The sequence below is a fragment of the Yinghuangia sp. YIM S10712 genome (assembly GCF_051388935.1).
In the GTDB taxonomy this organism is placed as follows: Bacteria; Actinomycetota; Actinomycetes; order Streptomycetales; family Streptomycetaceae; genus Yinghuangia.
In genome coordinates, this window is the sequence record NZ_JBPKBI010000002.1 from 98,550 (window position 1) to 120,192 (window position 21,643).

Consider the following 21,643-nt stretch of genomic DNA (forward strand, 5'->3'; position numbering starts at 1 on the left):
ACCCTGGTTTCGCCGAGGTCTCGGGGCCGGTGCAGTGACCGCACCATCGGCGTGCGGCGAAGACCGGCGAACCCTCGCGGCCGTGGCACCGGACAGCGGACCGCCCGTACAGGAAGGAGATCGGCCACCAACGCCCTGCGATGAGGACCGACCCCCCTTCCGACCACCCGCATCGAACCCGCCGGACGGCGTGCCGCACCGTGCGCGGCCGGTGCGCCGGGCACGCCCTCGAATACATCGGCGCCAACCAGGCCGGTCGGTCACGTGATTCCGCCCGGCGACCGGAACGAATACCGTTTTGGCATACGAAAAGGAGCTCCTCGTGACCCTCCCGACCATCGTCGTCGCCCCCGACAAGTTCAAGGGCACACTCACCGCGACCGAGGCCGCCGGGTGCATCGCGGACGGCATCCTCACGGTGCTGCCGGGCGCGGATGTGCGCCGCGTCCCGGTGGCCGACGGAGGCGACGGCACGGTCGACGCCGCCGTGGCCGCCGGATTCCGGCGCGTGCGCACTCGTGTGGCCGGTCCGACCGGGCTCGCCGTGGACGCGTCCTTCGCGGTGCGCGGCACCACCGCCGTGGTCGAACTCGCCGAGGCGTCCGGTCTCGTCCGGCTTCCCGGCAACGTCGCTGCGCCGCTCACCGCGAGCAGTTACGGCGTCGGCCAGCTCGTCGCCGAGGCGGTCCGCGCCGGGGCCCGCCGGGTCGTGCTCGGTCTCGGCGGCAGCGCGTGCACCGACGGCGGCGCGGGCATGGTCCAGGCCCTCGGAGGCCGGCTGCTCGACGTGGACGGCATCGAACTTCCGCCCGGCGGAGCCGCGTTGCGCCTCCTGCACCGGGTGGACGCGGGCAACGTGCTGCGGCGCTACGCGGGTGTCGAGGTGATCATCGCCTCGGACGTGGACAACCCGCTCCTGGGGCCGGAGGGAGCCAGTGCCGTCTACGGCCCGCAGAAGGGCGCGAGTCCCGAGGACGTCCGCGTGCTGGAGTCCGGGCTGGCCCGCTGGGCCGACGTGGTCGCCCGCGACGCGCCGGCCGTGCCGCCGGGTAGGAGTCTGCTCGGGCCGCGCGCGGGAACACCGCAGCGGATCGCGGACCTGCCGGGCGCGGGCGCCGCGGGCGGGGTCGGGTTCGGTGCGCTGGCCTTCCTGGGCGCCTCGGTGCGGCCCGGCATCGACCTGCTGCTCGACCTGCTGGGATTCGACGCGCACCTGCCCGGAGCCGAGCTCGTCGTCACCGGCGAGGGCCGGCTCGACCGGCAGACCCTCAACGGCAAGGCCCCCGTCGGCGTCGCCGCGGCGGCCCGCCGCGCGGGAGTGCCGGCGGTGGCGGTGTGCGGACGCGTGGAACTGACCGATGAACAGCTTCACGCCGCCGGGTTCGTGCGTGCCTACTCCCTCGAAGACCTCGCCGGCGACGCCGATCCCCGGGTGGACGCGGGCTCGTACCTGCGCGAGGCGGGCGTACGGCTGGCGCACGACCTCGCCGCCGTCGACGCGATGGAGGTCGCCCGGTGAGCGCCGAATCCGGGCGTGTCCTGCGTTCGCGCCGGGTGGTCACCCCGACCGGCGAGGTGCCCGCCGATGTGGTGATCGCCGACGGCAGGATCACGCGCGTGGCCCCGTACGGGCACGTCCGGGCCGGTGCGCCCGGTGTGGGACGGATCGACGATCTGGGCGACCTCGCGCTGATGCCCGGCCTGGTCGACACCCACGTACACGTCAACGAGCCGGGCCGGACCGCGTGGGAGGGCTTCGCCAGCGCGACCCGGGCAGCCGCCGCCGGCGGGGTGACGACGCTGATCGACATGCCGCTCAACTGCGTTCCGCCGACGGTGACGGTCGACGCGCTGCGGGCCAAGCAGGACGCCGCGCGCGGGCGCGTGCACGTCGACGTCGGCTTCTGGGGCGGAGCCGTGCCGGGGAATCACGGTGACCTCGAACCCCTGTACCGAGCGGGGGTGTTCGGTTTCAAGAGCTTCCTGTCACCGTCCGGCGTCGAGGAGTTCCCGCACCTGCCCCAAGATCAGCTCGATGCGGTCCTGGCCGAACTCGCGCGCCTGGACGCACCGGCCGTCATCCACGCCGAGTCTCCCGAAGTCCTCGACACGGCACCGAGTTTCGACGGAGCAAGCTACGCCGACTTCCTCGCATCCCGCCCCGACGCCGCCGAAACAGTCGCCGTGACCGGGCTGTTGGCGGCCGCGCGGCGAACGGGAGCCCGCGTCCACGTTCTTCACGTGTCGTCAGCGGACGTCCTGCCGCTGTTGGCCGCCGCCCGCGCCGACGGGATACGGGTGACCGCCGAGACGTGCCCGCACTACCTCACACTCGCCGCCGAGGACGTACGGCCCGGTGACACCGCGTTCAAGTGCTGCCCGCCGATCCGTTCCGAAGCCAACCGCGACCTGCTGTGGAAAGGCCTCGCCGACGGCGCGTTCACCGCCGTCGTCTCGGACCACTCGCCGTGCACCGCCGACCTCAAGTGCCTCGACGACGGCGACTTCGCGCGGGCATGGGGCGGCATCGCCGCGCTGCAACTCGGCCTGTCCGCGCTGTGGACCGAGGCCCGCCGCCGCGGCCACAGCCTCGGCGACGTCGCCGCGTGGACCGCCGCCGGTCCCGCCCGCCTCGCCGGACTGCACCGCAAGGGCGCGGTGGCCGCCGGCCGGGACGCGGACCTGGTGGCCTTCGACCCCGACGCGGAGTTCGTCGTCGACCCCGGCGCACTGCACCACCGCAACCCGATCACGCCGTACGCGGGCCGGCGCCTGCGCGGAGTCGTCCGCACCACGTGGCTGCGCGGCGAACCGGTCGACATCGCGGGGACACCGCGCGGCGAGCTCCTGCCCCGGGAGACGGTGTGACGCCCGATCGCCGCGGCGGCGTACGCGGCCACCGCAGCGGGAAGCCACCAGGCAGCCCCGACCCGAGATCCACCGGAGCCCGCCCGTGACTTCGCCCGCCGCCGACGACTTCACCGGGATGGTCGATCTGGCCGGCCGGGCGCTGGGCGCCGGTGTCGTCGCCGCCAACGACGAGTGGTTCGCCGACAAGGAGAACCTCCTCCTCGACACCGAACCGGTCTTCCACCCGCATACCTTCGGGCCGAAAGGCCAGGTCATGGACGGCTGGGAGACCCGCCGCCGCCGGGGTGCGAGCGCGGATCGGCCGCACCCGGACCCCGGCGACCACGATTGGGCGATCATCCGCCTGGGGGCCGCGGGGGTCATCCGGGGCGTGGTCGTCGACACCGCGCATTTCCGCGGCAACCACCCGCAGTCCGCGTCGGTCGAGGCCGCGTACGTGCCCGAACACCCGTCGCTCGACGAAGTGTTGTCGGCCGGCGTCGCGTGGACCACGATCGTGCCGCGCGGCGCGCTGCACGGGGACACCGCACACCGGTTCCCGGTCGCGGTCGAGCGTCGGTTCACCCATGTGCGCCTCAACATCTTCCCCGACGGCGGTGTGGCGCGGCTGCGGGTGCACGGCGAGGCCGTGCCGGACCCCGACTACCTCGACGGCCTCATGGTCGATGTGGCCGCCGCCGAACACGGCGGCGTCGCGGAGGCCGCCAGCGACCGCTTCTTCTCCCCGCCGCACCACGTGAACGCTCCCGGCCGCTCCCGGGTCATGGGCGAGGGCTGGGAGACGCGTCGGCGCCGCGACGACGGCCACGACTGGGTCCGTGTCCGGCTCGCGGGACCGTCCCTGGTCGCGGCGGTCGAGATCGACACCGACCACTACAAGGGCAACGCCCCCGGCTGGATCCGGCTTCGCGCCAAGACCGACGGCGATCCGGCCGAGGACGACGGCTGGTGGGACCTCCTGCCGCCGACCCGCGTCCAGCCCGACACCCGGCACCGGTGGCGCGTCGCGCCCGACCGCCCCGCGCGGCACGTGCGTGTCGAGGCGTACCCGGACGGCGGCATCGCCCGGCTCCGCGTCCTCGGCCGCCTGACCACCGCAGGACTTGCGGAACTCCGCGCCCGGGTCCGTGATTTGGATGCCCGGCCGGGCGCGGCTCCTACCGCTCGTTGAAGATGGCCTTCAGATCGGCGCAGGCGCGTACGAGCACGTCGCGGGCGCGGTCGACCTGCTGCGCGGTGAGGCCCGCGTGTCCCGCCGCCCTGTGGATTTCGGACCGGAAGCAGTCGAAGAGCTGTTCGAAGTCGCTCTGCTCGGCCCCGGCGCGCCGGGACTCGGACTTCGACGAGGCGCCCGAGGCGTCGCCGGACGAGCCCTCGGACGAGGCGCCCGCCCCGGTCTTCCCCGGTTCGCCGCCGCCGGCCCCGGAATCGCGCCCCCGTGCGCCGGAGGTGCCGGACGAGGCCTTCCCGCCGTCGACCGGCCCGGCCGCGCCCCCGACTCCGTCCGCCTCGTCGCACCACGGATCCGTGGCCTGCCTGCCGGCCGCCTTCTTGTCGGCCGCCGGGTCCGGGCCGAAGTGCCTGCGCAGCTCGTCCTCAAGGTGCCGGGTGTGCTGCTCGGTGATCCCCGCGAGTCCCTGGGCCAGCCCCTCCGCGAGATCGACCATTTTCTGCGACAGCGTCGGGCCGAGGTTCCTCGCCCACGCGGAGACCGGGTCCTGCTTGCCGGCACGCTGCCACGCCTGGTGCCCGGACGACTCGTCGGTGCGCCGGGCGTCGTCCTGGATGTCCCGTGCCGCCTGCCGGAGTTCGTCGCGCAGGTTGCGGGCGGACGTGCGGACCTCGTCGCGTATCTCGCGGGCTCGCTCGTAGACGGACGCGCGGATCTCCGACTCCAGCGCGTCGAGCTCGGCCCGGCGGTCGGCGAGCTCGGCGCGGCCCGCGTCGGTGATGCGGTAGACCTTGCGGCCGCCTTCGACGGAGTGCGTGACCAGGCCCTCTTGTTCGAGCTTGGCCAGGCGCGGGTAGACGGTGCCGGCCGACGGCGCGTACAGCCCGAGGAAACGGTCCTGCAGCAGGCGGATGATCTCGTAGCCGTGCCGCGGGCTCTCGTCCAACAGCTTGAGCAGGTACAGCCGAAGGCGGCCGTGGCCGAAGACCGGGGTCATGCGCGCACCTTTCCTTCCGGCGCGGGGCGTCGCAGCAGGGCGACGTCCCCGGAAGCCGAATTGATCCTCAGTCGGCCGGTTCCCTCACCCAACGTGCCGACCAACCGTGAAGTTCCGAAACCTGAGCGCACGTTCAGTCCCGCGAACGCGGAGCCCACCGTTCCCCCTGACGAGCGCACGTCGACGTCCACATCGCCGTCGTGCGGCAGACGCACCGTCAACGCGCCCGAGACCGTCGACAGTTGTACGTCATTGCGGCCGAACGCGTCCAGATCCATGACCATCGCGCCCGACACCGAGTGGGCGCGCACGCGCCCGCCGGTGCCCTCGACAAGCGTGAGGTCGCCGGTGACCGTGCCCACCTGGACGTCCCCGGCGAGTGCTTCCGCCTCGACGTTCCCCGCGACCGTGCCCACGTCGACCGCGCCGGTCAGTCCGACGAGGGTCACCCCGCCCGCGACGCTGCGGACCGTGACCCCGCCGTGCACCCCCGACACCGTCGTGTGCGCGGACACCACGCCGAGGTCGATCGTGCAGTCCCACGGCACCGCCAGCGACACCGCGCAACTGCGTTCGCGGGTCCGGCGGCCGAACCGGGCCTTCGGGTGCCTCGTCGTCAAGTCGTCGTAGCCGACCGAGAGTTCCGCGGCGGACTGCTTGTGCCGGACGTCCAGCGGCGGACCTTCGATCGAGGTGACCTCCATCCGGGCCGGCCCGTCCGTGCCGACGACGTCGACGATTCCGGCGACCGTGCGCACACGCACGACCCGCACCGGCTCGAAGTCCAGCACCTGTGGTGCGGCGACGGTCCATCGGGACATGAATACCCCTCCCACTTCGGGCCCTTCCGGTCCTTTCGGCCGCACTCTCCGGCCAACCCGTGCCCGGCGGTGGCGGCGACGGAGGCGGGGGTACGGACGGGCGACTGCGCGACACGCGATATATCGTGTGCCGCTCCGTTCCACGATATATCGCGTCGCCGCCGCGTCAAGAGGCCGGGAACCACGGACCGCGCCCACGAGTCCTACAACCGTGGAGATGGCGGACGCCGTGCGCCCCCGCGAGTTCGCCGCACTCCGGTCCGTCTGCCCCGAACACCCCGGGACCCCCATGCCGTTCACCGTCAGCCACATCGCCGCCGTGCTGCCCATGCAGGGCGGTACCCGCACCGGCGTCGGAGAGCGGCGCGGCCCGCTGGTCGCATCAGCGCTCGTGTTCGGCGCGATGGCACCCGACGTCGTGCTTTTCGTCGACTTCGGCTTCCTGCCCTTCGCCGTCGACCGCCCCCAGACACACGGGGTCGTGCCCGGCGTACTCCTGTACGACCTCGCCCTGACCGCGATAGCCGTCGCCGTATGGCATCTGCTTCTGCTCCGCCCCCTGCTGGCGCTGCTCCCCGACGCCCTTCGCGCGCGCATCGAGCAGCCGCTGCTGCCACGCCTCCCCGCCGAACTGCGCGCCGCACGCCGAGAGGGACGCCCCGTACGCCCCGAACTCCTCGGCGCCGCAGGCTGGTTCACCGTCTCCGCATGGCTCGGCGCACTCACCCACGTCGGCTGGGACGCCTGGACCCACCACCACGACCCGGGCGTCGCCCACGTCGCACCGTGGCTGCGCGAGCCCAGTTTCCTGCCCGACGGCCGCCCGTGGTTCAGCGTGCTCCAGTACACGAGCACCTTCGTCGGCCTGATCGCCATCGCCTGGTGGGGGGCACGCCGCTGTGCCGCGCTCCCGGCCCACCCGCCCACCGCGCCCCGGCTCCCGGTCCCGTGGCGCGTGGCGATCCTCGCGGCGCTCACCCTCGCCGGCGTCTTCGGCGCGGTCCGCACCACGCGCCAGTACGTCGGACAGCCCTTCGACGTCGTCGGCTTCTACATCGCGACCGGTTTCGGCCGCTGGGCGGCGGCCGCGGTCGTCATGTACGCCGCAGTCTGGCTGCTGTGGCCGACCGCGCGCGGCCACGCAAACCGCGCGCGGCAAAGCTGAACACGGCCGCGTTCGCCGCCGCGCACGCGGTCACTCGTCCTCGTCGTCGAGCCGGGCCAGCCACGTCGCCAGCCGCTCGACCGGCGTCTCGAACTCGGGGTTCAGGTCGACGAACGTCCGCAGTTGCTCGGCCAGCCACGCGAGGCTGACCTCCTCGTCGCCGCGGCGGCTCTCCAGCTCCTCGATGCCCCGGTCGGTGAAGTACACGGTCACTCCTACGTCTTGCCGTCGGGATCCGCCACCGCCGATCCCCACGACCGCCACACGAAACGAGCCCGCCCCGGCGCAACGCACGCGCCGGGGCGGACCCCACACAGCCTCTGTCCGGCCCTCAGGCTCAGCCGAGCGCCTCGGCGACAAGCTCGCCCTGCTCCGCCTCGTGCCGCTTGGCCGAGCCGACCGCCGGCGACGACGCCGCCGGGCGGGCGATGCGGCGCGGCGTCGGGAGACCCGCCTCGACGAGGTTCAGCGCGATGAACGGCCACGGGCCCTGGTTCGCCGGCTCCTCCTGGGCCCACACGAGCTCCAGGCCGTTGCCGTACCGATCCATGCCGTACCGCGTCAGCTCGGCCCGCATTTCCTCGACGGGCAGCGGGTAGAGCCGCTCGACCCGCACGATCGCCACGTCGTCCGTGCCCGACTTGCGGCGCTGCGCCTCAAGGTCGTAGTAGAACTTGCCGGACGTCATGACCACGCGGCGCACCCGCGTCGGATCCACCGTGGTGTCCCCGATGACCGGGCGGAACTCGCCCGAGGTGAACTCCTCGATCTTCGACGCGGCGGCCTTGAGGCGCAGCATCGACTTCGGGGTGAACACCACCAGCGGCTTGTGGTGCGGGTTGTGGACCTGCCAGCGCAGCAGGTGGAAGTAGTTGCTGGGCAGCGTCGGCGACGCGACCGTCATGTTGTTCTGGGCGCACAGTTGCAGGTAGCGCTCGATGCGCGCCGAACTGTGGTCCGGGCCCTGGCCCTCGTAGCCGTGCGGCAGCAGCAGGACGACGCCGGAGTGCTGCCCCCACTTCTGCTCGGCCGACGAGATGAACTCGTCCATGATGGTCTGCGCGCCGTTGGCGAAGTCGCCGAACTGCGCCTCCCACAGCACCAGCGCGTTCGGCCGGGCCAGGGAGTAGCCGTACTCGAAGCCCATCGCGGCGAACTCGCTCAGCAGCGAGTCGTACACGGTGTACTTCGCCTGCTCGGGGGTGAGGTTCGCCAGCGGCGTCCACTCGCCGCCCGAGTCGCGGTCGACCAGCACCGCGTGGCGCTGGCCGAAGGTCCCGCGCCGCGAGTCCTGGCCGACCAGGCGGACCGGGTGGCCCTCCATGAGCAGCGAGCCGAACGCGAGCGTCTCGCCCATCGCCCAGTCGATCGTGCCGTCCTCGACCATCGCCGCGCGGCGCTGCAACTGCGGCTGGAGGCGCGGGTGGACCGTGAAGCCCTCGGGCAGCGAGATCTGCGACTCGACGATGCGCTTGACCGTCTCGGACGCGATCGGCGTTTGCGCCGGCGCCGGGAAGTCCGGGAGCTGCGCAGGCTCGGTGTGGGCCGGGACCTCCGCGGTGGTCGCCTCGCGGACCTCGGCGAACACCTTCTCCAGCTGGTCCTGGTAGTCCTTGAGCGCCTGCTCGGCCTCTTCGACGGTGATGTCGCCCCGGCCGATGAGCGCCTCGGTGTAGAGCTTGCGGACCGAGCGCTTCTTGTCGATCAGGTCGTACATCAGCGGCTGCGTGAACGACGGGTTGTCGGCCTCGTTGTGGCCCCGGCGCCGGTAGCAGATCAGGTCGATCACGACGTCCTTGTGGAACGCCTGCCGGTACTCGAACGCCAGTTGCGCGACACGGACGCACGCCTCGGGGTCGTCGCCGTTGACGTGGAAGATCGGCGCCTCGACCATGCGGGCGACGTCGGTCGCGTACATCGACGAGCGCGACGCCGTGGGCGCGGCGGTGAAGCCGACCTGGTTGTTGATGACCACGTGCACGGTGCCGCCGGTGCGGTAGCCGCGGAGCTGCGACATGTTGAGCGTCTCGGCCACCACGCCCTGGCCCGCGAAGGCCGCGTCGCCGTGCAGCAGCAGCGGCAGCACGGTGAACCCGGCGCCCGCCATGTCGATGATGTCCTGCTTCGCGCGGACGACGCCTTCCAGGACCGGGTTGACAGCCTCCAGGTGCGACGGGTTCGCAACGAGGCTCACCTTGACCTGGGCGCCGTCCTCGGAGGTGAACGTGCCCTCGGCGCCGAGGTGGTACTTCACGTCACCCGAGCCGTGCATCGACTTGGGGTCGATGTTGCCCTCGAACTCGCGGAAGACCTGCGCGTAGCTCTTGCCGACGATGTTCGTCAGGACGTTGAGCCGGCCGCGGTGCGCCATGCCGATCGCGACCTCGTCGAGCCCGGCCTCGGCGGCGGCCGACAGGACCGCGTCGAGCAGCGGGATCGTCGACTCGCCGCCCTCCAGCGAGAAACGCTTCTGGCCGACGTACTTGGTGGCGAGGAACGTCTCGAACGCCTCGGCGGCGTTGAGCTTGCGCAGCACCCGGAGCTGGTCCTCGCGGTCCGGCTTGGTGTGCGGGACCTCGATGCGCTCCTGGATCCAGCGGCGCTGCTGCGGGTCCTGGATGTGCATGTACTCGACGCCGACCGTGCGGCAGTAGGAGTCGCGCAGGACGCCGAGCACCTCGCGCAGCGTCATCATCGACTGCCCGGCGAACCCGCCGACCGCGAACTCGCGCTCCAGGTCCCACAGCGTCAGCCCGTGCTCGACGACGTCGAGGTCCGGGTGGCGGCGCTGCTTGTACTCCAGGGGGTCGGTGTCGGCCATGAGGTGGCCGCGCACGCGGTACGAGTGGATGAGCTCCTGTACGCGCGCCGTCTTGTTGACGTCGTCCTCGTGGCTCGCCGAGATGTCCTGCACCCAGCGCACCGGCTCGTACGGGATGCGCAGGGAGGCGAAGATGTCGTCGTAGAACCCGCCCTCGCCCAGGAGGAGCTGGTGCATGCGACGCAGGAACTCGCCCGACTGCGCACCCTGGATGATCCGGTGGTCGTAGGTGCTGGTCAGCGTCAGGATCTTGCTCACCGCGAGGCGGGCCATGGTGTCCGAGGACGCGCCCTGGAACTCCGCGGGGTACTCCATCGCGCCGACGCCGACGATGGTGCCCTGGCCGGGCATCAGGCGCGGCACGGAGTGCACGGTGCCGATGCCGCCCGGGTTGGTCAGCGAGACGGTGACGCCGGAGAAGTCGTCGACGGTCAGCTTGTTGGCGCGGGCGCGGCGGACGATGTCCTCGTACGCCTGCCAGAAGGCGAAGAAGTCCATCTCTTCGGCCTTCTTGATCGCCGCGACGACGAGCTGGCGGTCGCCGTTGGCCTTGGTCAGGTCGATCGCGAGGCCGAGGTTGATGTGCTCGGGCTTGACCAGGAACGGCTTGCCGTCCTTCTCCTGGTAGCCGTGGTTCATCTGCGGCATCGACTTGAGCGCCTGGACCAGCGCGTAGCCGATGAAGTGGGTGAAGGAAACCTTTCCGCCGCGGGCCCGCTTGAGGTGGTTGTTGACCACGATGCGGTTGTCGATCAGCAGCTTCGCCGGCACGGCGCGCACACTGGTCGCGGTGGGGATCGTGAGGCTGGCGTCCATGTTGGACACCACGCGGGCCGCGGGGCCCTTGAGGGCGACGGTCTCCGGGCCCGCGCTCGCGGGTGCCGGTGCCGCCGGGGCGGTCGGCTTGGTGATCGTCGACGGCGGGTCGGCGGGGGTCGGCTTGGCGGGGGCCGTGGTCGCGGCGGCGCTGTTCGACACGCCGCTGCTGACCATCGGGTGGCTGGACGCCGGTGCCGGTGTCGTCGCCGTGGTCCCGGCGGCGGGCGCCGGGGCGGCGGGGGCTGCGGGCGCCGAGGGCGCCGCTGCTGGGCTCGGTGCGGGCGCGGGGCCGGCGGCGCCGGGCGCACTCGGAGTGCTCGTTGTGATGGGACCGCTCCGGTTGGACGAGTCGGCGGCGGGTGCGGTTACCGCGTCTCCGCTGGGCTTGTAGTCGGCGAAGAAATCCCACCAGGCACGATCCACAGAATTCGGGTCCTGTAGGTACTGCTGGTAGATCTCGTCGACAAGCCACTCGTTGGGGCCGAAGCTGGCCATCGGGTTGCTAGGGGACTGTGACGACACGGCGGCAACCGCCCTCTTCCGCTTCCTTGGGTGGTGGACAGCGGGAAACAAGGCTACGCCCTTTCGGCCATGCCGCGCAGGCTCATCGTCTTTCGCGTCGCGTAGATCACAGATAGATGACCCATGAAAGAAGAATTGCCCTTTTCACCCACATTTTTTGTGACGGAATGTGAGAACCGGAGGGTCGGTCGCTATCCACTAAGCGCCCGCTCTTGTCGGCCTGCCCACCCCTGCCTGTGGGTGCGGCCGTACAACTGTGCGAGAGGTCGTCTCGTGAGGTTTGTCGTCCTCACGGATTGTCATCGATCACACATCCGGATCCGCGGGCGCGACCTAGGCCGGAAGACTGCGGCGCGCCCGCGGGGAATGCCCGGGCAGCCGCTCACGACGGCTCGCGCGAGGCGGCCGGGAGCACCACCCGGATCCGGCAGCCGTACAACGACTCGGCCACCACGATGTCGCCGCCGTGCAGCGACACCGCCCACCGCGCGATCGCCAGGCCGAGACCCGTACCGCCGCCCTCGCGCCGACCGCCGCCGCCCTGGTACGGCACCGCGGCACCCTCGCCGCCGCGGATGAACCGCTCGAACACGCGCGTGCGCTCCTCGCGCGGGATCCCCGGGCCCTGGTCCTGCACCTCCAGCCGCAGGCTGCCGGCCCCCTCGTCCTGGTGCGCGTGCAGGCTGACCCGGCCGCCGGGAGGCGAATGCCGGCAGGCGTTCGCCAGCAGATTGGTGACCACCTGGTGAAGCCGCTCCGGGTCCGCGACGGCGGTCAGCGACGCCGGTTCGACGTCCACGACGAACACCACGTCGTGGCCCAGCGCCTCGGCCTCGCGCAGCACCGCCTCCAGAAACGGCCGTACGGCGAACTCGCGCACCCGCAGCGGCACCACGCCCGCGTCGATGCGCGACAGGTCCAGCAGGTCCGCGACCAGGCGGCCGAGGCGCTCGGTCTGGGTGAGCGCCTGCGCCAAGTGCTCCTTGTCGGGCTCCTGGACGCCGTCGACCATGTTCTCCAGCAGCGCCCTCAGGCCCGCGATGGGCGTGCGCAGCTCGTGCGAGACGTTCGCGACCAGCTCGCGCCGGTGCCGGTCGACCTGCTCCAGGTCCGAGGCCATGCGGTTGAAAGCACTCGCCAACTGGCCGACCTCGTCACGGGAGGTGTCGCGCACCCGCCGCGAGTAGTCGCCGCGGGCCATCGCGCGCGCGGCGGCGGTCATCTCCCGCAGCGGTGAGGTCATGCCGTGCGCGAGCAGCAGCGTCACCGCGAGCGAGGCCAGCGACGTCGCCACGAACGTGTACCGGAACTGCACCTCCGCGCGCAGCCCCAGGATGAAGAACAGCGTCGAGACGAACACCGAGGCGACGACCAGCACACCGAGCTTGATCTTGATCGACCGCAGCGGGTCGAGAGGCCGGAGGTTCAGCCAGTCGGGGCGGGGCACCGGTCACCCCCCGGGCCGTCCGGCGCGGTCGGGCGCCCCGGGCGTCTCCAGGGCGTACCCGACACCGTGGACGGTACGGATCCACTCCGCGCCCAGCTTCCGCCGCAGCGCCTTGATGTGGGAGTCGACGGTGCGCGTGCCCGACGCGTCCACCCAATCCCACACCTCGGCGAGCAATTGCTCCCGCGACAACACCGCGCGCGGACGTGACGCGAGACACACCAGCAGGTCGAACTCGGTCGGTGTCAGGTGCACCTCGGCGCTGTCGAGATGCACCCGCCGCTGCGTGCGGTCGATGCGGAGTGGGCCGAGCCGCACCGCCTCAGGCTCCGCCTGCCGCGCCGCGGCCTCGGCCCGCTCCATGCGCCGCAGCAGCACGTGGACCCGCGCGACCAGCTCGCGCATCGAAAACGGCTTGGTCATGTAGTCGTCCGCGCCGACGGCCAGGCCCACCAGCAGGTCGGTCTCGTCGTCGCGTGCGGTCAGCATCAGCACCGGGACCGCAGGATGCGCCGCGTGGATCCGGCGGCACACCTCCAGCCCGTCCAGGCCCGGCAGCATGACGTCGAGCACGACGACGTCGGGCCGGGTCTCCTCGGCGACCGCGACGGCGGCGGGGCCGTCCGTCGCGATGACGGTGCCGAACCCCTCGTTGCGCAGCCGCGCGGCGACCGCTTCGGCGATGGTCGGCTCGTCCTCCACCACCAGGACGAGCCGCTGCTCGCCGGTGCCGGAACCGCGCTGCGACGGCAGGGACGGCGGGGACAGGGACGCTTCGTCGGTCATGTACGGCAGCGTACGGAGGGAACACACGTCGCCGTATGGGGGTTGACCACCTAAGGGTGCTCTCCGCCCCAAGACCGATGCGCGGCGCGCCGCCGGGTTCGTAGCCTTCTACCAGCCCCGGCGGGGCGCCGTACCGCGCCCGCAACCGAACGGCGCCGCTTGGTGTCTGTGAGGTTGCGGCGCGAAGGCCGCTGGTTGTGTCGCGGGTTGACGGACGGCTTAGGCTGGCCTGCGGTCCGAAGCAGCATTTGGACAGGATGGAGTTGGGGGAGCGGTGATCAGCAAATTCAAGGCGAGGAGCACCGGGGCACCGGTTCTCACCGCCGCGCCCGTCCCCCCGGGCGCCGACTCCCTCACGGGTACGGCGTCGGAGGACTTCGCCCCGAAGCCGCCCGAGACCCTCGACCCCGTCGCGCTCGCGGCGGCGAAGAAGGCCAAGCGCCTGCGCACGCTGCGTGACGCCGTCCGCGAACTGCTGCTCGTCGCGGCGCTGTTCCTGATCTACAAGTTCGGCCGAGGCCTCGCGTCCGGCGAGACGGGCAAGGCGTTCGACAACGCCAAGGAAGTCCTCACGCTTCAGAAGACACTCGGCCTGCCGGATGAGTTGGTCATCCAGAAGTGGTACATCCAGTCCGACTGGCTGGTGTCCGCCGCGAACCAGTACTACGCGTACGTCCACTTCCCGATCACCGTGGCGTTCCTGCTGTGGCTGTGGGTCCGCCACCGCGACCACTACAAGTGGATACGGAATCTCCTGGCGATCATGACCGGCGTCGCGCTGGTCATCCACATCCTGGTGCCCCTGGCGCCGCCGCGGATGATGCCCGGCTTCACCGACACCGGTCTTGAGGACGGCACGTCCCCGTACTCCGGCGTCGGCGAGAAGATCGCCAACCAGTACGCGGCGATGCCGTCGCTGCACTTCGGCTGGGCCCTTGTCGTGGCCCTCGGCGTGATGGCCGTCTGGTGCAGCCGCGACCAGGTCCGCCGGGTCGGCAGCAAGCTGATCTGGCTGCACCCGGCCATAACGCTGCTGGTCGTGGTCGTCACCGCGAACCACTACTGGCTCGACGCGTTCGTCGCGACGCTGCTGCTGGCCGTGGCGATGGTCATCGTGCCGTTCCCCGACCGCTCGCCCCACGCGAAACTCATCCGGATAGTGCCCCGGCCCCGCGTACCCGCGCGCTACTGACCGCGGCGTCGGTGGCGTCGCCCCGGGTTCGGCCGCGCGCCTGCGGTACGCAAGGCCGATGATCGACCTATGGCGGAGACCGGGCGGACACAGGCCGTCGGCTACGGCTCGGCAGCCGCGCGCTGGGTGCTGCTGGCGACGGTGCTGGGGTCCGGCATCGTCCTGCTCGACGGCACCGTGGTCAACGTGGCGCTGCCGACGATCGGGCGCGACCTCGACGCGTCGGTGGCCGCGCTGCAGTGGATCGTCAACGCGTACACCCTCACCCTCGCCGGTCTCATCCTGCTGGGCGGCGCGCTGGGGGACCGCTACGGCCGCCGGAAGATCTTCATCATCGGCGTCGTGTGGTTCGCGCTGGCGTCACTGCTGTGCGGGATCGCGCCCAATGTCGAACTGCTGATCGTCGCGCGCGCCCTCCAGGGCATCGGGGGAGCGCTGCTGACGCCCGGCTCGCTGGCCATCATCCAGGCGACGTTCGCCAAGGACGACCGCGCGCGGGCGGTGGGCGCGTGGTCGGGCCTGGGCGGCGTGGCGACGGCGATCGGACCGTTCCTGGGCGGGTGGCTGGTCGACGCGGTGAGCTGGCGGTGGATCTTCCTGATCAACCTGCCCCTCGCCGCGGTGACGATCGCGGTCGCCGTACGACACGTCCCCGAGACGTTCGATCCCCGGGCCACCGGGCGCTTCGACATCACCGGGGCCGCCCTCGCGGCGCTCGCCCTCGCCGGCGTCACGTGGGCGCTCATCGCGGCGTCGGACTCGGTGCCCATCGCGGTGGCCGCGGGCCTTGCGGGGATCGTGGCGGGGGTGGCCTTCGTGGTGGTCGAGAGGCGGGTGCGCGAGCCGATGCTGCCGCTCGGCATCTTCGCGTCGCGGCAGTTCACCGCGGTCAACCTCGTGACGCTGTGCGTGTACGCCGCGCTCAGCGCCGTGCTGTTCTTCCTGGTCATCCAGCTCCAGACGGTCTCGGGCTACTCGCCGCAGAACTCCGGACTGGCGACGCTCCCGATCACCGTCCTGATGCTGCTGCTGTCGGCGCGTGCCGGAGCGCTCGCCAAACGCATCGGCCCCCGGCTGCCCATGACGGTGGGACCGCTGCTGTGCGCGGGCGGGCTGCTGTTGATGCTGCGCATCGGACCGGACGCGCCGTACATCGCCGAAGTCCTCCCGGGCGTGGCACTGCTCGGACTCGGCCTGTCGGTGACCGTCGCACCGCTGACCGCGACCGTGCTGGCCTCGGTCGACGTGGCGCGGGCGGGCATCGCGAGCGGGGTCAACAACGCCGCGGCCCGGGCCGCGGGCCTGCTGGCGGTGGCCGGGCTGCCGGCGATCGTCGGCCTGACCGGCGACGGCTACCGGGTTCCGTCCACCGTCGACTCGGGGTTCGCCACCGCGATGTGGATCTGCGCCGGCCTGCTCGTCGCGGGCGCGGCGCTCGCGTGGTGGACCGTGCGCTCCGACGCCCTGGAGGAGCAGCCCGACGAGCCCCCGCACGCCCAGCCCCGCTGCCGGACCTCCTGCCCGGTCAACGCACCGCCGCTGGAGCCGGTCGACCCCCCGCGGGCCGGATCCCACGAGCACGACGGCCCCCGACCCTGACGCGGTACGCGGCGACCCGCCCCGTACCGTGGTCGCCGCAGGAGCCACGGGCCGGACCGCACGACGCACGGCCGGCACAGGAAGGGAAGGCGACCGGGACATGGGCGCGCGACAGGTGGACACCGGGGCGGACGGGCTGATGCTGGAGGTCGACGAGGCGATCGCGACGCTGCGCATCGACCGGCCCGAGGCCAAGGGTGCGATGACCGCGGCGATGTGGGCGGCGATACCGGGGATCCTCGCGGGGCTCGAAGCCGATCCCGAAGTGCGCGTGCTCGTCCTGACCGGCTCGAACGGCGTCTTCTCCGCCGGCGCCGACATCCGCGAACTGCGCGGCCACTACGCGACCGCCGAATCCGCCGACGCCTACCACGCCCTCAACGCGGCGGCCGAGCAGGCGCTCGCGGCGTTCCCCAAGCCGACCATCGCGTTCGTCCAGGGCGCGTGCGTCGGCGGGGGTTGCCAACTGGCGGTGGCCTGCGACCTGCGCTTCGCCGACGAGACCGCCCGGTTCGGCGTGACGCCGGCCAAGCTCGGCATCGTGTACGACGCCGGCTCCACCGCCCGCCTCGCCCGCCTCGTCGGCACCCCGACCGCCAAGTACCTCCTGTTCTCCGCCGAGCTGATCGACAGCGCCCAGGCCCTGCGCGTCGGCCTCGTCGCCGACGTCTTCACGCCCGACGCCGCCGCAGACCGCGTGTACGCCTTCGCCCGCATGATCGCCTCGCGCTCCCAGCTCACCGTCCGCGCCGCGAAGGACCTGCTCGCGTCCGACACCCTCGACCCCGAGCGGGTGCGCGCCTGGGAGCAGGAGTCCCGCAGCTCGACCGACGTCCGCGAGGGCCTCACCGCCTTCACCGAGCGTCGCGCGGCGGTCTTCACCTGGGGGACGGCGCCGTAGTCCGTGCGACGCCGCGGATTTACTGTCCATGTACATTATTCGGCATGAGCGAGGAGAAGCCCGAAGGTCCCACGCCCGGGTTCCTGGTGTGGCGGCTGTCGATGAAGTGGCGCGTCGCCGTCGACCGGGCGCTCGCGCCGCTGGGGCTGACCCACGCGCAGTACTCGCTGCTGGCGTCGCTGCGGGGCATGGCGAAGGCGGGGGTCAGGCCGAGTCAGCGCGAGCTTGCGGACCACTCCGGCCTGGAGGCGCTGTACGTGTCCAAGCTCGCCCGCACGCTGGAGGCCGAAGGCCTCATCCGCCGTCTGCGCGACCCCGACGACAGCCGGGCGATCCGGTTGTCGCTGACCGAGCGCGGGGCCGAGGCCACGGGTGAGGCGGTGGCGGTCGTCCACGGTCTCCTCGACCGGTTGGTGGAACCGCTCGGCGGCCTGGACGCGGAGCACACGCGGGCGTTCTGTGCGGAGCTGCGCCAACTGCTCGACGTGCCGCTGGACGCCTGACGGCCGCGGTCAGGTCCCGGTGAGGTGTTCCGGGCGCACCGGGACGCGGTTGAGCGGGAGGCCGGTCGCCGCGCGGATCGCGGAGACGACGGCCGGGGTCGAGGACAAGGCGGAGGCCTCGCCCGCGCCACGCAGACCGTAAGGGGCGTGCGGGTCGGGGTGTTCGAGCACGTCGACCCGCATCGGCGGCGTGTCGAGGATGGTCGGGATCAGGTAGTCGGTGAACGACGGGTTCCGCACCTTCGCGTCCGCGACGACGATCTCCTCCATGACCGCGAGGCCGAGCCCCTGGGCCGAGCCGCCGTGGACCTGGCCGAGCACCGCGGCCGGGTTCACCATCAGGCCCACGTCCTGGGCCGCCGCCAACTCGACCACCTTGACCAGGCCCAACTCGGTGTCGACATCGACGACCGCGCGGTGCGCGCAGAACGTGTACTGCACGTGGCCGAAGCCCTGCCCGGTCACCTTGTCGAACGCCTGTGTGGGCCGGTGCCGGTAGACGCGGGTCTCCTCGACCGCCTCGCCGCCGAGGAGTTCGGCCAGGTCGGCGACGACCGCCCCGTCGGGCGCGACGACCTTGCCGGCCGCGAGCGCGAGGCCCGCGACCATCTCGCCGGACCAGCCGTACCTGCGCATGCCGATCTCGAAGACCGCCGCCCGCACCGCCTCGCACGCCGTCTTCACCGCGCCGCCGGTGACGTACGTCTGCCGCGACGCGGACGTCGACCCGGCCGAGCCCACGCGGGTGTCCGCCGGCTGGACCGTCACGCGCCCGACGCCGAGCTCGGTGCGTGCGATCTGTCCTTGGACCGTGACGCCGCCCTGCCCCACCTCGGCGGCGGCAGTGTGGACCACGGCGACCGGCTCGCCGGCGATGACCTCCAGGCGCACGCGCGCGGTCGAGTAGTCGTCGAAGCCCTCCGAGAACCCGGCGTTCTTGATGCCGACCGCGTAGCCGATCCCGCGCACCACGCCCTCGCCGTGGGTGGTGTTCGACACGCCGCCCGGCAGCTCGCGCAGGTCCGGGGAATCCGTGCCGGTCGGCGGCAGCGGCATGTCTCGCACGCGCCGCAGCAATTCGGCCACCGGGGCGGGCGCGTCGACGGTCTGCCCGGTCGGCATCGCCGAACCCTCCTCGACTGCGTTGCGGCAGCGCAACTCCACCGGGTCCATGGCCAGTTCCTCGGCGAGCCGGTCCATCTGAGACTCGTACGCGAAACACGCCTGCACCGCACCGAAGCCGCGCATCGCGCCGCAGGGCGGGTTGTTGGTGTAGTACGCGGCGGCGTCCACCGCGACGTTCGGCACCGCGTACGGGCCGATCGCCAGCGACGCCGCGTTGCCCACCACCGCGGCCGAGGTCGACGCGTACGCGCCGCCGTCCAGGCTCATCCGCGCCTCGACGTAGACCAGCTTGCCGTCGCGTGTCGCGCCGTGCTCGTACGTCAGCCACGCCGGGTGACGGTGCACGTGGCCGAAAAACGACTCCTCGCGCGAGTAGACGATCTTGACCGGGCGGCCGGTGTGCAGCGCCAGCAGGCACGCGTGCACCTGCATCGAGATGTCCTCGCGCCCGCCGAACGCGCCGCCGACGCCCGCGAGTGTGAGCCGCACCTTGTCCGGCGGCAGGCCCAGCACTGGGCACATCTGCCGCTGGTCGGCGTGCATCCACTGAGTGGCGATGTAGAGGTCGACACCGCCGTCCTCGGCCGGCACCGCGAGGCCGGACTCGGGGCCGAGGAACGCCTGGTCCTGCATGCCCACCTCGTAGTCGCCCCGCACGACCACATCGGCCGCCGCGCGGACCTCGTCGGTCACCCCGGCGCCCGAGACGATGCGCTGGCGGTGCACGACGTTGCCGTCGGCGCGCGCCTTGTACTCGGCGGGCGCGTGCACATGGCCGTGCGACGCGGTGTCGGCGGCTTCCTCAGGGCTCGTGATCGGGGGGAGCACGTCGTACGTCACCGCGATCCTCGCCGCCGCGCGCCGCGCCGTCTCGGGGTGATCGGCCGCGACGATCGCGATCGGCTCGCCGTGGTAGCGGACCTGGTCGATCGCCAGCACCGGCTGGTCCGCGATCTCCAGGCCGTAGAACTTCTCGCCCGGGATGTCCTCGTGGGTCAGCACCGCGTGCACACCCGGCAGCGCGACCGCCTCGGTGATGTCGACCGCGAGGATGCGGGCGCGGGGGTGCGGGCTGCGCAGGGTCGTCCCCCACAGCATGTCCTCGTGCCACAGGTCCGAGCTGAACGCGAAGTCGCCCCGGACCTTGAGCACGCCGTCCGGGCGCGGCGCCGACGCGCCGACACCGTCGCGTTCCGGCGCCGTGGTGTGCGGGAGGCCCACCGGGGTCCCGCGCGTCGTGTCCTCCGCCACTGTCAGCCCACCCGCCCCTCGTCGGACGCACCGCCGGCCCGGCGCTCGGCCGCCAGACGCACCGCGTCCATGATCTTCTCGTAGCCGGTGCACCGGCACAGGTTGCCGGACAGCGCCTCGCGGATCTCCGCGTCACTCGGCCGAGACTGCCGCGCGAGGAGCGCGTGCGCCTGCACGATCAGGCCCGGCGTGCAGAAACCGCACTGCACCGCACCCGCGTCGAGGAAAGCCTGCTGCACCGGATCGAGTCGTGCCCCGTCCGCGAGTCCTTCGACGGTACGGATCTCGCGGCCCTCCGCCTGTCCGGCGGCGACCAGGCACGCGCACACCGCCTCGCCGTCGAGGTAGATCGTGCAACTGCCGCATTCGCCCTGCTCGCAGGCGTTCTTCGAGCCCGGCAGGCCGACGCGTTCGCGCAGCACGTACAGCAGGCTCTCGCCCTCCCAGACGTCGTCGGCCTCGGTTCGGCGGCCGTTCACCGTGAACGTGACCCTCATGCGGCGGTCCTCCGGTCGTCGTTGCGGTAGGCGTCCCACGTCCAGCTGAGTGTGCGTCGCGCCATCACCGCCAGGGCGTGGCGCCGGTACGCCGCCGACCCGCGAACGTCGTCGATCGGCGACGCCGCCGCGGCGACCAGTTCGCCGAACCGCGCGACGGCCGTCGGACGCAGCTCCCCGCGCGACGCCCACGCGTCGGCCAATTCGGCTTCGATGAACTCCTCGGCGTCGAGTGCGCGCAGCGGGGTCGGCGCGGCCGAGCCGAGGCCGGTGCGCACGGTCCCGGTGTGCGGGTGCAGGGCGATCCCGAACGAGCACACCGCGATCACCATCGCGTTGCGTGTGCCGATTTTCGAAAACTGCTGTGGTCCGGTCGCCGACGGGATGTGCACCGCCCGGATCAGCTCGTCGGACGCCAGCGCGTTGCGTTTGACGCCGAGGTAGAAGTCGTCGATCGGGATCATGCGCACCCCGCGTGCCGCCGACTCGACCTCGACGCGACCGCCGGAGGCCAGCAGCGCGGGGTGTGCGTCCCCCGCGGGTGAGGCGGCGCCGAGATTGCCGCCGACACTGCCGCGATTGCGGATCTGCGGCGACCCGATCGTGCGCGCGGCCAGCGCCAGCCCGGGCAGGCGGTCGGCGAGGTTCTCGATGATGCGGGCGTACGGCACGGACGCGCCCAGGCGTACGACGTCGGCGCCGACTTCCCAGGCGTGCAGTTCGGCGATGCGGTCGAGGTCGACGAGAGCGTCGGGGCGGCGCCGGTCGAAGTTCAGTTCGACCATGACGTCGGTGCCGCCGGCGATCGCCACCGCGTCCGGGTACGCGGCCTTCGCGGCAAGCGCCTCGTCCCACGTCGCGGGGCGCAGGAACTCCATGACGGGGGCCTCCTGTCGTGCACACACCACCAGGCACGGATCACGCCGAGCAGGTCGGGCAGAGCAGTTCACGGGGAAACAGATCGCGCGGAACGGGTCGGTCGGACCACACAGCATGAAGCACACCGCACCGCTCGTACAGCACCCGACCGTGCCGCACGGGCCGGCAGCGGCCCGGAGCACGTCAGCCGCGCCGAGACCGCGCGCCCGCAGGTTCATGCGGCAAAACGGAGAGGTGGGGGGGGGGGGGGGGGGGGGGGGGGGGGGGGGGGGGGGG

17 protein-coding genes are annotated in these 21,643 nt (G+C 72.3%); 8 read left to right on the forward strand and 9 right to left on the reverse strand.

The features are described from left to right. The first annotated feature begins 322 nt into the window (after positions 1-322). From ACRX5W_RS05910 to alc, 3 genes are all read left to right on the forward strand, one after another. Positions 323-1,519: a glycerate kinase gene (locus tag ACRX5W_RS05910; protein ID WP_436786867.1), complete on the forward strand. Its 1,197-nt coding sequence runs from the start codon at positions 323-325 to the stop codon at positions 1,517-1,519. Next, on the forward strand, positions 1,516-2,868 hold the full coding sequence (gene allB, locus ACRX5W_RS05915; protein ID WP_436786868.1) for an allantoinase AllB: 1,353 nt from the start codon (positions 1,516-1,518) through the stop codon (positions 2,866-2,868). The genes ACRX5W_RS05910 and allB overlap by 4 nt, the downstream gene beginning before the upstream one ends. A gap of 118 nt (positions 2,869-2,986) precedes the next feature. Then, on the forward strand, positions 2,987-4,042 hold the full coding sequence (alc, locus tag ACRX5W_RS05920; protein ID WP_436787494.1) for an allantoicase: 1,056 nt from the start codon (positions 2,987-2,989) through the stop codon (positions 4,040-4,042). Here alc and ACRX5W_RS05925 read toward each other — a convergent pair. Continuing rightward, positions 4,029-5,039 (reverse strand): PadR family transcriptional regulator, encoded by a 1,011-nt coding sequence (locus tag ACRX5W_RS05925; protein ID WP_436786869.1) that lies wholly within the window; start codon positions 5,037-5,039, stop codon positions 4,029-4,031. The two genes, alc and ACRX5W_RS05925, sit on opposite strands and share 14 nt — an antisense overlap. Further along, a complete protein-coding gene (locus ACRX5W_RS05930) occupies positions 5,036-5,860 on the reverse strand; it encodes a DUF4097 family beta strand repeat-containing protein (RefSeq protein ID WP_436786870.1) in 825 nt (274 codons plus the stop codon). The genes ACRX5W_RS05925 and ACRX5W_RS05930 overlap by 4 nt, the downstream gene beginning before the upstream one ends. A 217-nt stretch (positions 5,861-6,077) precedes the next feature. Between ACRX5W_RS05930 and ACRX5W_RS05935 the strand changes: the two genes are divergently transcribed. Then, on the forward strand, positions 6,078-7,025 hold the full coding sequence (locus ACRX5W_RS05935; protein WP_436786871.1) for a DUF4184 family protein: 948 nt from the start codon (positions 6,078-6,080) through the stop codon (positions 7,023-7,025). A gap of 30 nt (positions 7,026-7,055) precedes the next feature. Here ACRX5W_RS05935 and ACRX5W_RS05940 read toward each other — a convergent pair whose 3' ends face one another. The 4 genes from ACRX5W_RS05940 to ACRX5W_RS05955 form a co-directional block, all read right to left on the reverse strand. Further along, positions 7,056-7,232 (reverse strand): DUF6104 family protein, encoded by a 177-nt coding sequence (locus ACRX5W_RS05940; protein WP_436786872.1) that lies wholly within the window; start codon positions 7,230-7,232, stop codon positions 7,056-7,058. Positions 7,233-7,362: 130 nt separating this feature from the next. Further along, positions 7,363-11,160 (reverse strand): multifunctional oxoglutarate decarboxylase/oxoglutarate dehydrogenase thiamine pyrophosphate-binding subunit/dihydrolipoyllysine-residue succinyltransferase subunit, encoded by a 3,798-nt coding sequence (locus ACRX5W_RS05945; RefSeq protein ID WP_436786873.1) that lies wholly within the window; start codon positions 11,158-11,160, stop codon positions 7,363-7,365. A gap of 409 nt (positions 11,161-11,569) precedes the next feature. Further along, a complete protein-coding gene (locus ACRX5W_RS05950) occupies positions 11,570-12,634 on the reverse strand; it encodes a HAMP domain-containing sensor histidine kinase (RefSeq protein WP_436786874.1) in 1,065 nt (354 codons plus the stop codon). A gap of 3 nt (positions 12,635-12,637) precedes the next feature. Further along, positions 12,638-13,420, reverse strand: a complete 783-nt coding sequence (locus ACRX5W_RS05955; protein WP_436786875.1) for a response regulator transcription factor — start codon at positions 13,418-13,420, stop codon at positions 12,638-12,640. A gap of 274 nt (positions 13,421-13,694) precedes the next feature. Between ACRX5W_RS05955 and ACRX5W_RS05960 the strand changes: the two genes are divergently transcribed. The 4 genes from ACRX5W_RS05960 (at position 13,695) to ACRX5W_RS05975 (ending at position 17,615) form a co-directional block, all read left to right on the forward strand. After that, positions 13,695-14,612, forward strand: coding sequence for a phosphatase PAP2 family protein (locus ACRX5W_RS05960; protein ID WP_436786876.1), 918 nt, complete (start codon positions 13,695-13,697; stop codon positions 14,610-14,612). A 69-nt stretch (positions 14,613-14,681) separates the two neighbouring features. Continuing rightward, the gene (locus ACRX5W_RS05965; protein ID WP_436786877.1) at positions 14,682-16,211 is read left to right on the forward strand and encodes an MFS transporter; all 1,530 of its coding nucleotides are present in this window, start codon (positions 14,682-14,684) and stop codon (positions 16,209-16,211) included. A 100-nt stretch (positions 16,212-16,311) separates the two neighbouring features. Beyond that, on the forward strand, positions 16,312-17,112 hold the full coding sequence (locus ACRX5W_RS05970) for an enoyl-CoA hydratase/isomerase family protein (protein WP_436786878.1): 801 nt from the start codon (positions 16,312-16,314) through the stop codon (positions 17,110-17,112). A gap of 44 nt (positions 17,113-17,156) precedes the next feature. Next, positions 17,157-17,615 carry a MarR family winged helix-turn-helix transcriptional regulator gene (locus ACRX5W_RS05975; RefSeq protein WP_436786879.1) on the forward strand — a complete coding sequence of 153 codons (459 nt, stop codon included), beginning with the start codon at positions 17,157-17,159 and terminating at the stop codon, positions 17,613-17,615. A 9-nt stretch (positions 17,616-17,624) separates the two neighbouring features. Here ACRX5W_RS05975 and pucD read toward each other — a convergent pair whose 3' ends face one another. The 3 genes from pucD to ACRX5W_RS05990 are packed head-to-tail and all read right to left on the reverse strand — an operon-like array spanning position 17,625 to position 21,366. After that, positions 17,625-19,991, reverse strand: a complete 2,367-nt coding sequence (gene pucD, locus ACRX5W_RS05980; protein ID WP_436786880.1) for a xanthine dehydrogenase subunit D — start codon at positions 19,989-19,991, stop codon at positions 17,625-17,627. Positions 19,992-19,993: 2 nt separating this feature from the next. Beyond that, on the reverse strand, positions 19,994-20,488 hold the full coding sequence (locus ACRX5W_RS05985; RefSeq protein WP_436786881.1) for a (2Fe-2S)-binding protein: 495 nt from the start codon (positions 20,486-20,488) through the stop codon (positions 19,994-19,996). Then, positions 20,485-21,366, reverse strand: coding sequence for an FAD binding domain-containing protein (locus ACRX5W_RS05990; protein ID WP_436786882.1), 882 nt, complete (start codon positions 21,364-21,366; stop codon positions 20,485-20,487). Before ACRX5W_RS05990 ends, ACRX5W_RS05985 begins: the two co-directional genes overlap by 4 nt. Positions 21,367-21,643 lie beyond the last annotated feature (277 nt).

Excerpts from the sequence above, each read along its gene's own strand:
- ACRX5W_RS05985 (WP_436786881.1), bottom strand. The coding sequence starts at position 20,488 with ATGAGGGTCACGTTCACGGTGAACGGCCGCCGAACCGAGGCCGACGAC.
- ACRX5W_RS05930 (WP_436786870.1), bottom strand. The coding sequence starts at position 5,860 with ATGTCCCGATGGACCGTCGCCGCACCACAGGTGCTGGACTTCGAGCCG.
- ACRX5W_RS05990 (WP_436786882.1), bottom strand. The coding sequence starts at position 21,366 with ATGGAGTTCCTGCGCCCCGCGACGTGGGACGAGGCGCTTGCCGCGAAG.
- ACRX5W_RS05975 (WP_436786879.1), top strand. The coding sequence starts at position 17,157 with ATGAGCGAGGAGAAGCCCGAAGGTCCCACGCCCGGGTTCCTGGTGTGG.
- ACRX5W_RS05955 (WP_436786875.1), bottom strand. The coding sequence starts at position 13,420 with ATGACCGACGAAGCGTCCCTGTCCCCGCCGTCCCTGCCGTCGCAGCGC.
- ACRX5W_RS05970 (WP_436786878.1), top strand. The coding sequence starts at position 16,312 with ATGGGCGCGCGACAGGTGGACACCGGGGCGGACGGGCTGATGCTGGAG.
- ACRX5W_RS05925 (WP_436786869.1), bottom strand. The coding sequence starts at position 5,039 with ATGACCCCGGTCTTCGGCCACGGCCGCCTTCGGCTGTACCTGCTCAAG.
- ACRX5W_RS05965 (WP_436786877.1), top strand. The coding sequence starts at position 14,682 with ATGGCGGAGACCGGGCGGACACAGGCCGTCGGCTACGGCTCGGCAGCC.
- ACRX5W_RS05935 (WP_436786871.1), top strand. The coding sequence starts at position 6,078 with ATGGCGGACGCCGTGCGCCCCCGCGAGTTCGCCGCACTCCGGTCCGTC.
- alc (WP_436787494.1), top strand. The coding sequence starts at position 2,987 with ATGGTCGATCTGGCCGGCCGGGCGCTGGGCGCCGGTGTCGTCGCCGCC.
- ACRX5W_RS05945 (WP_436786873.1), bottom strand. The coding sequence starts at position 11,160 with ATGGCCAGCTTCGGCCCCAACGAGTGGCTTGTCGACGAGATCTACCAG.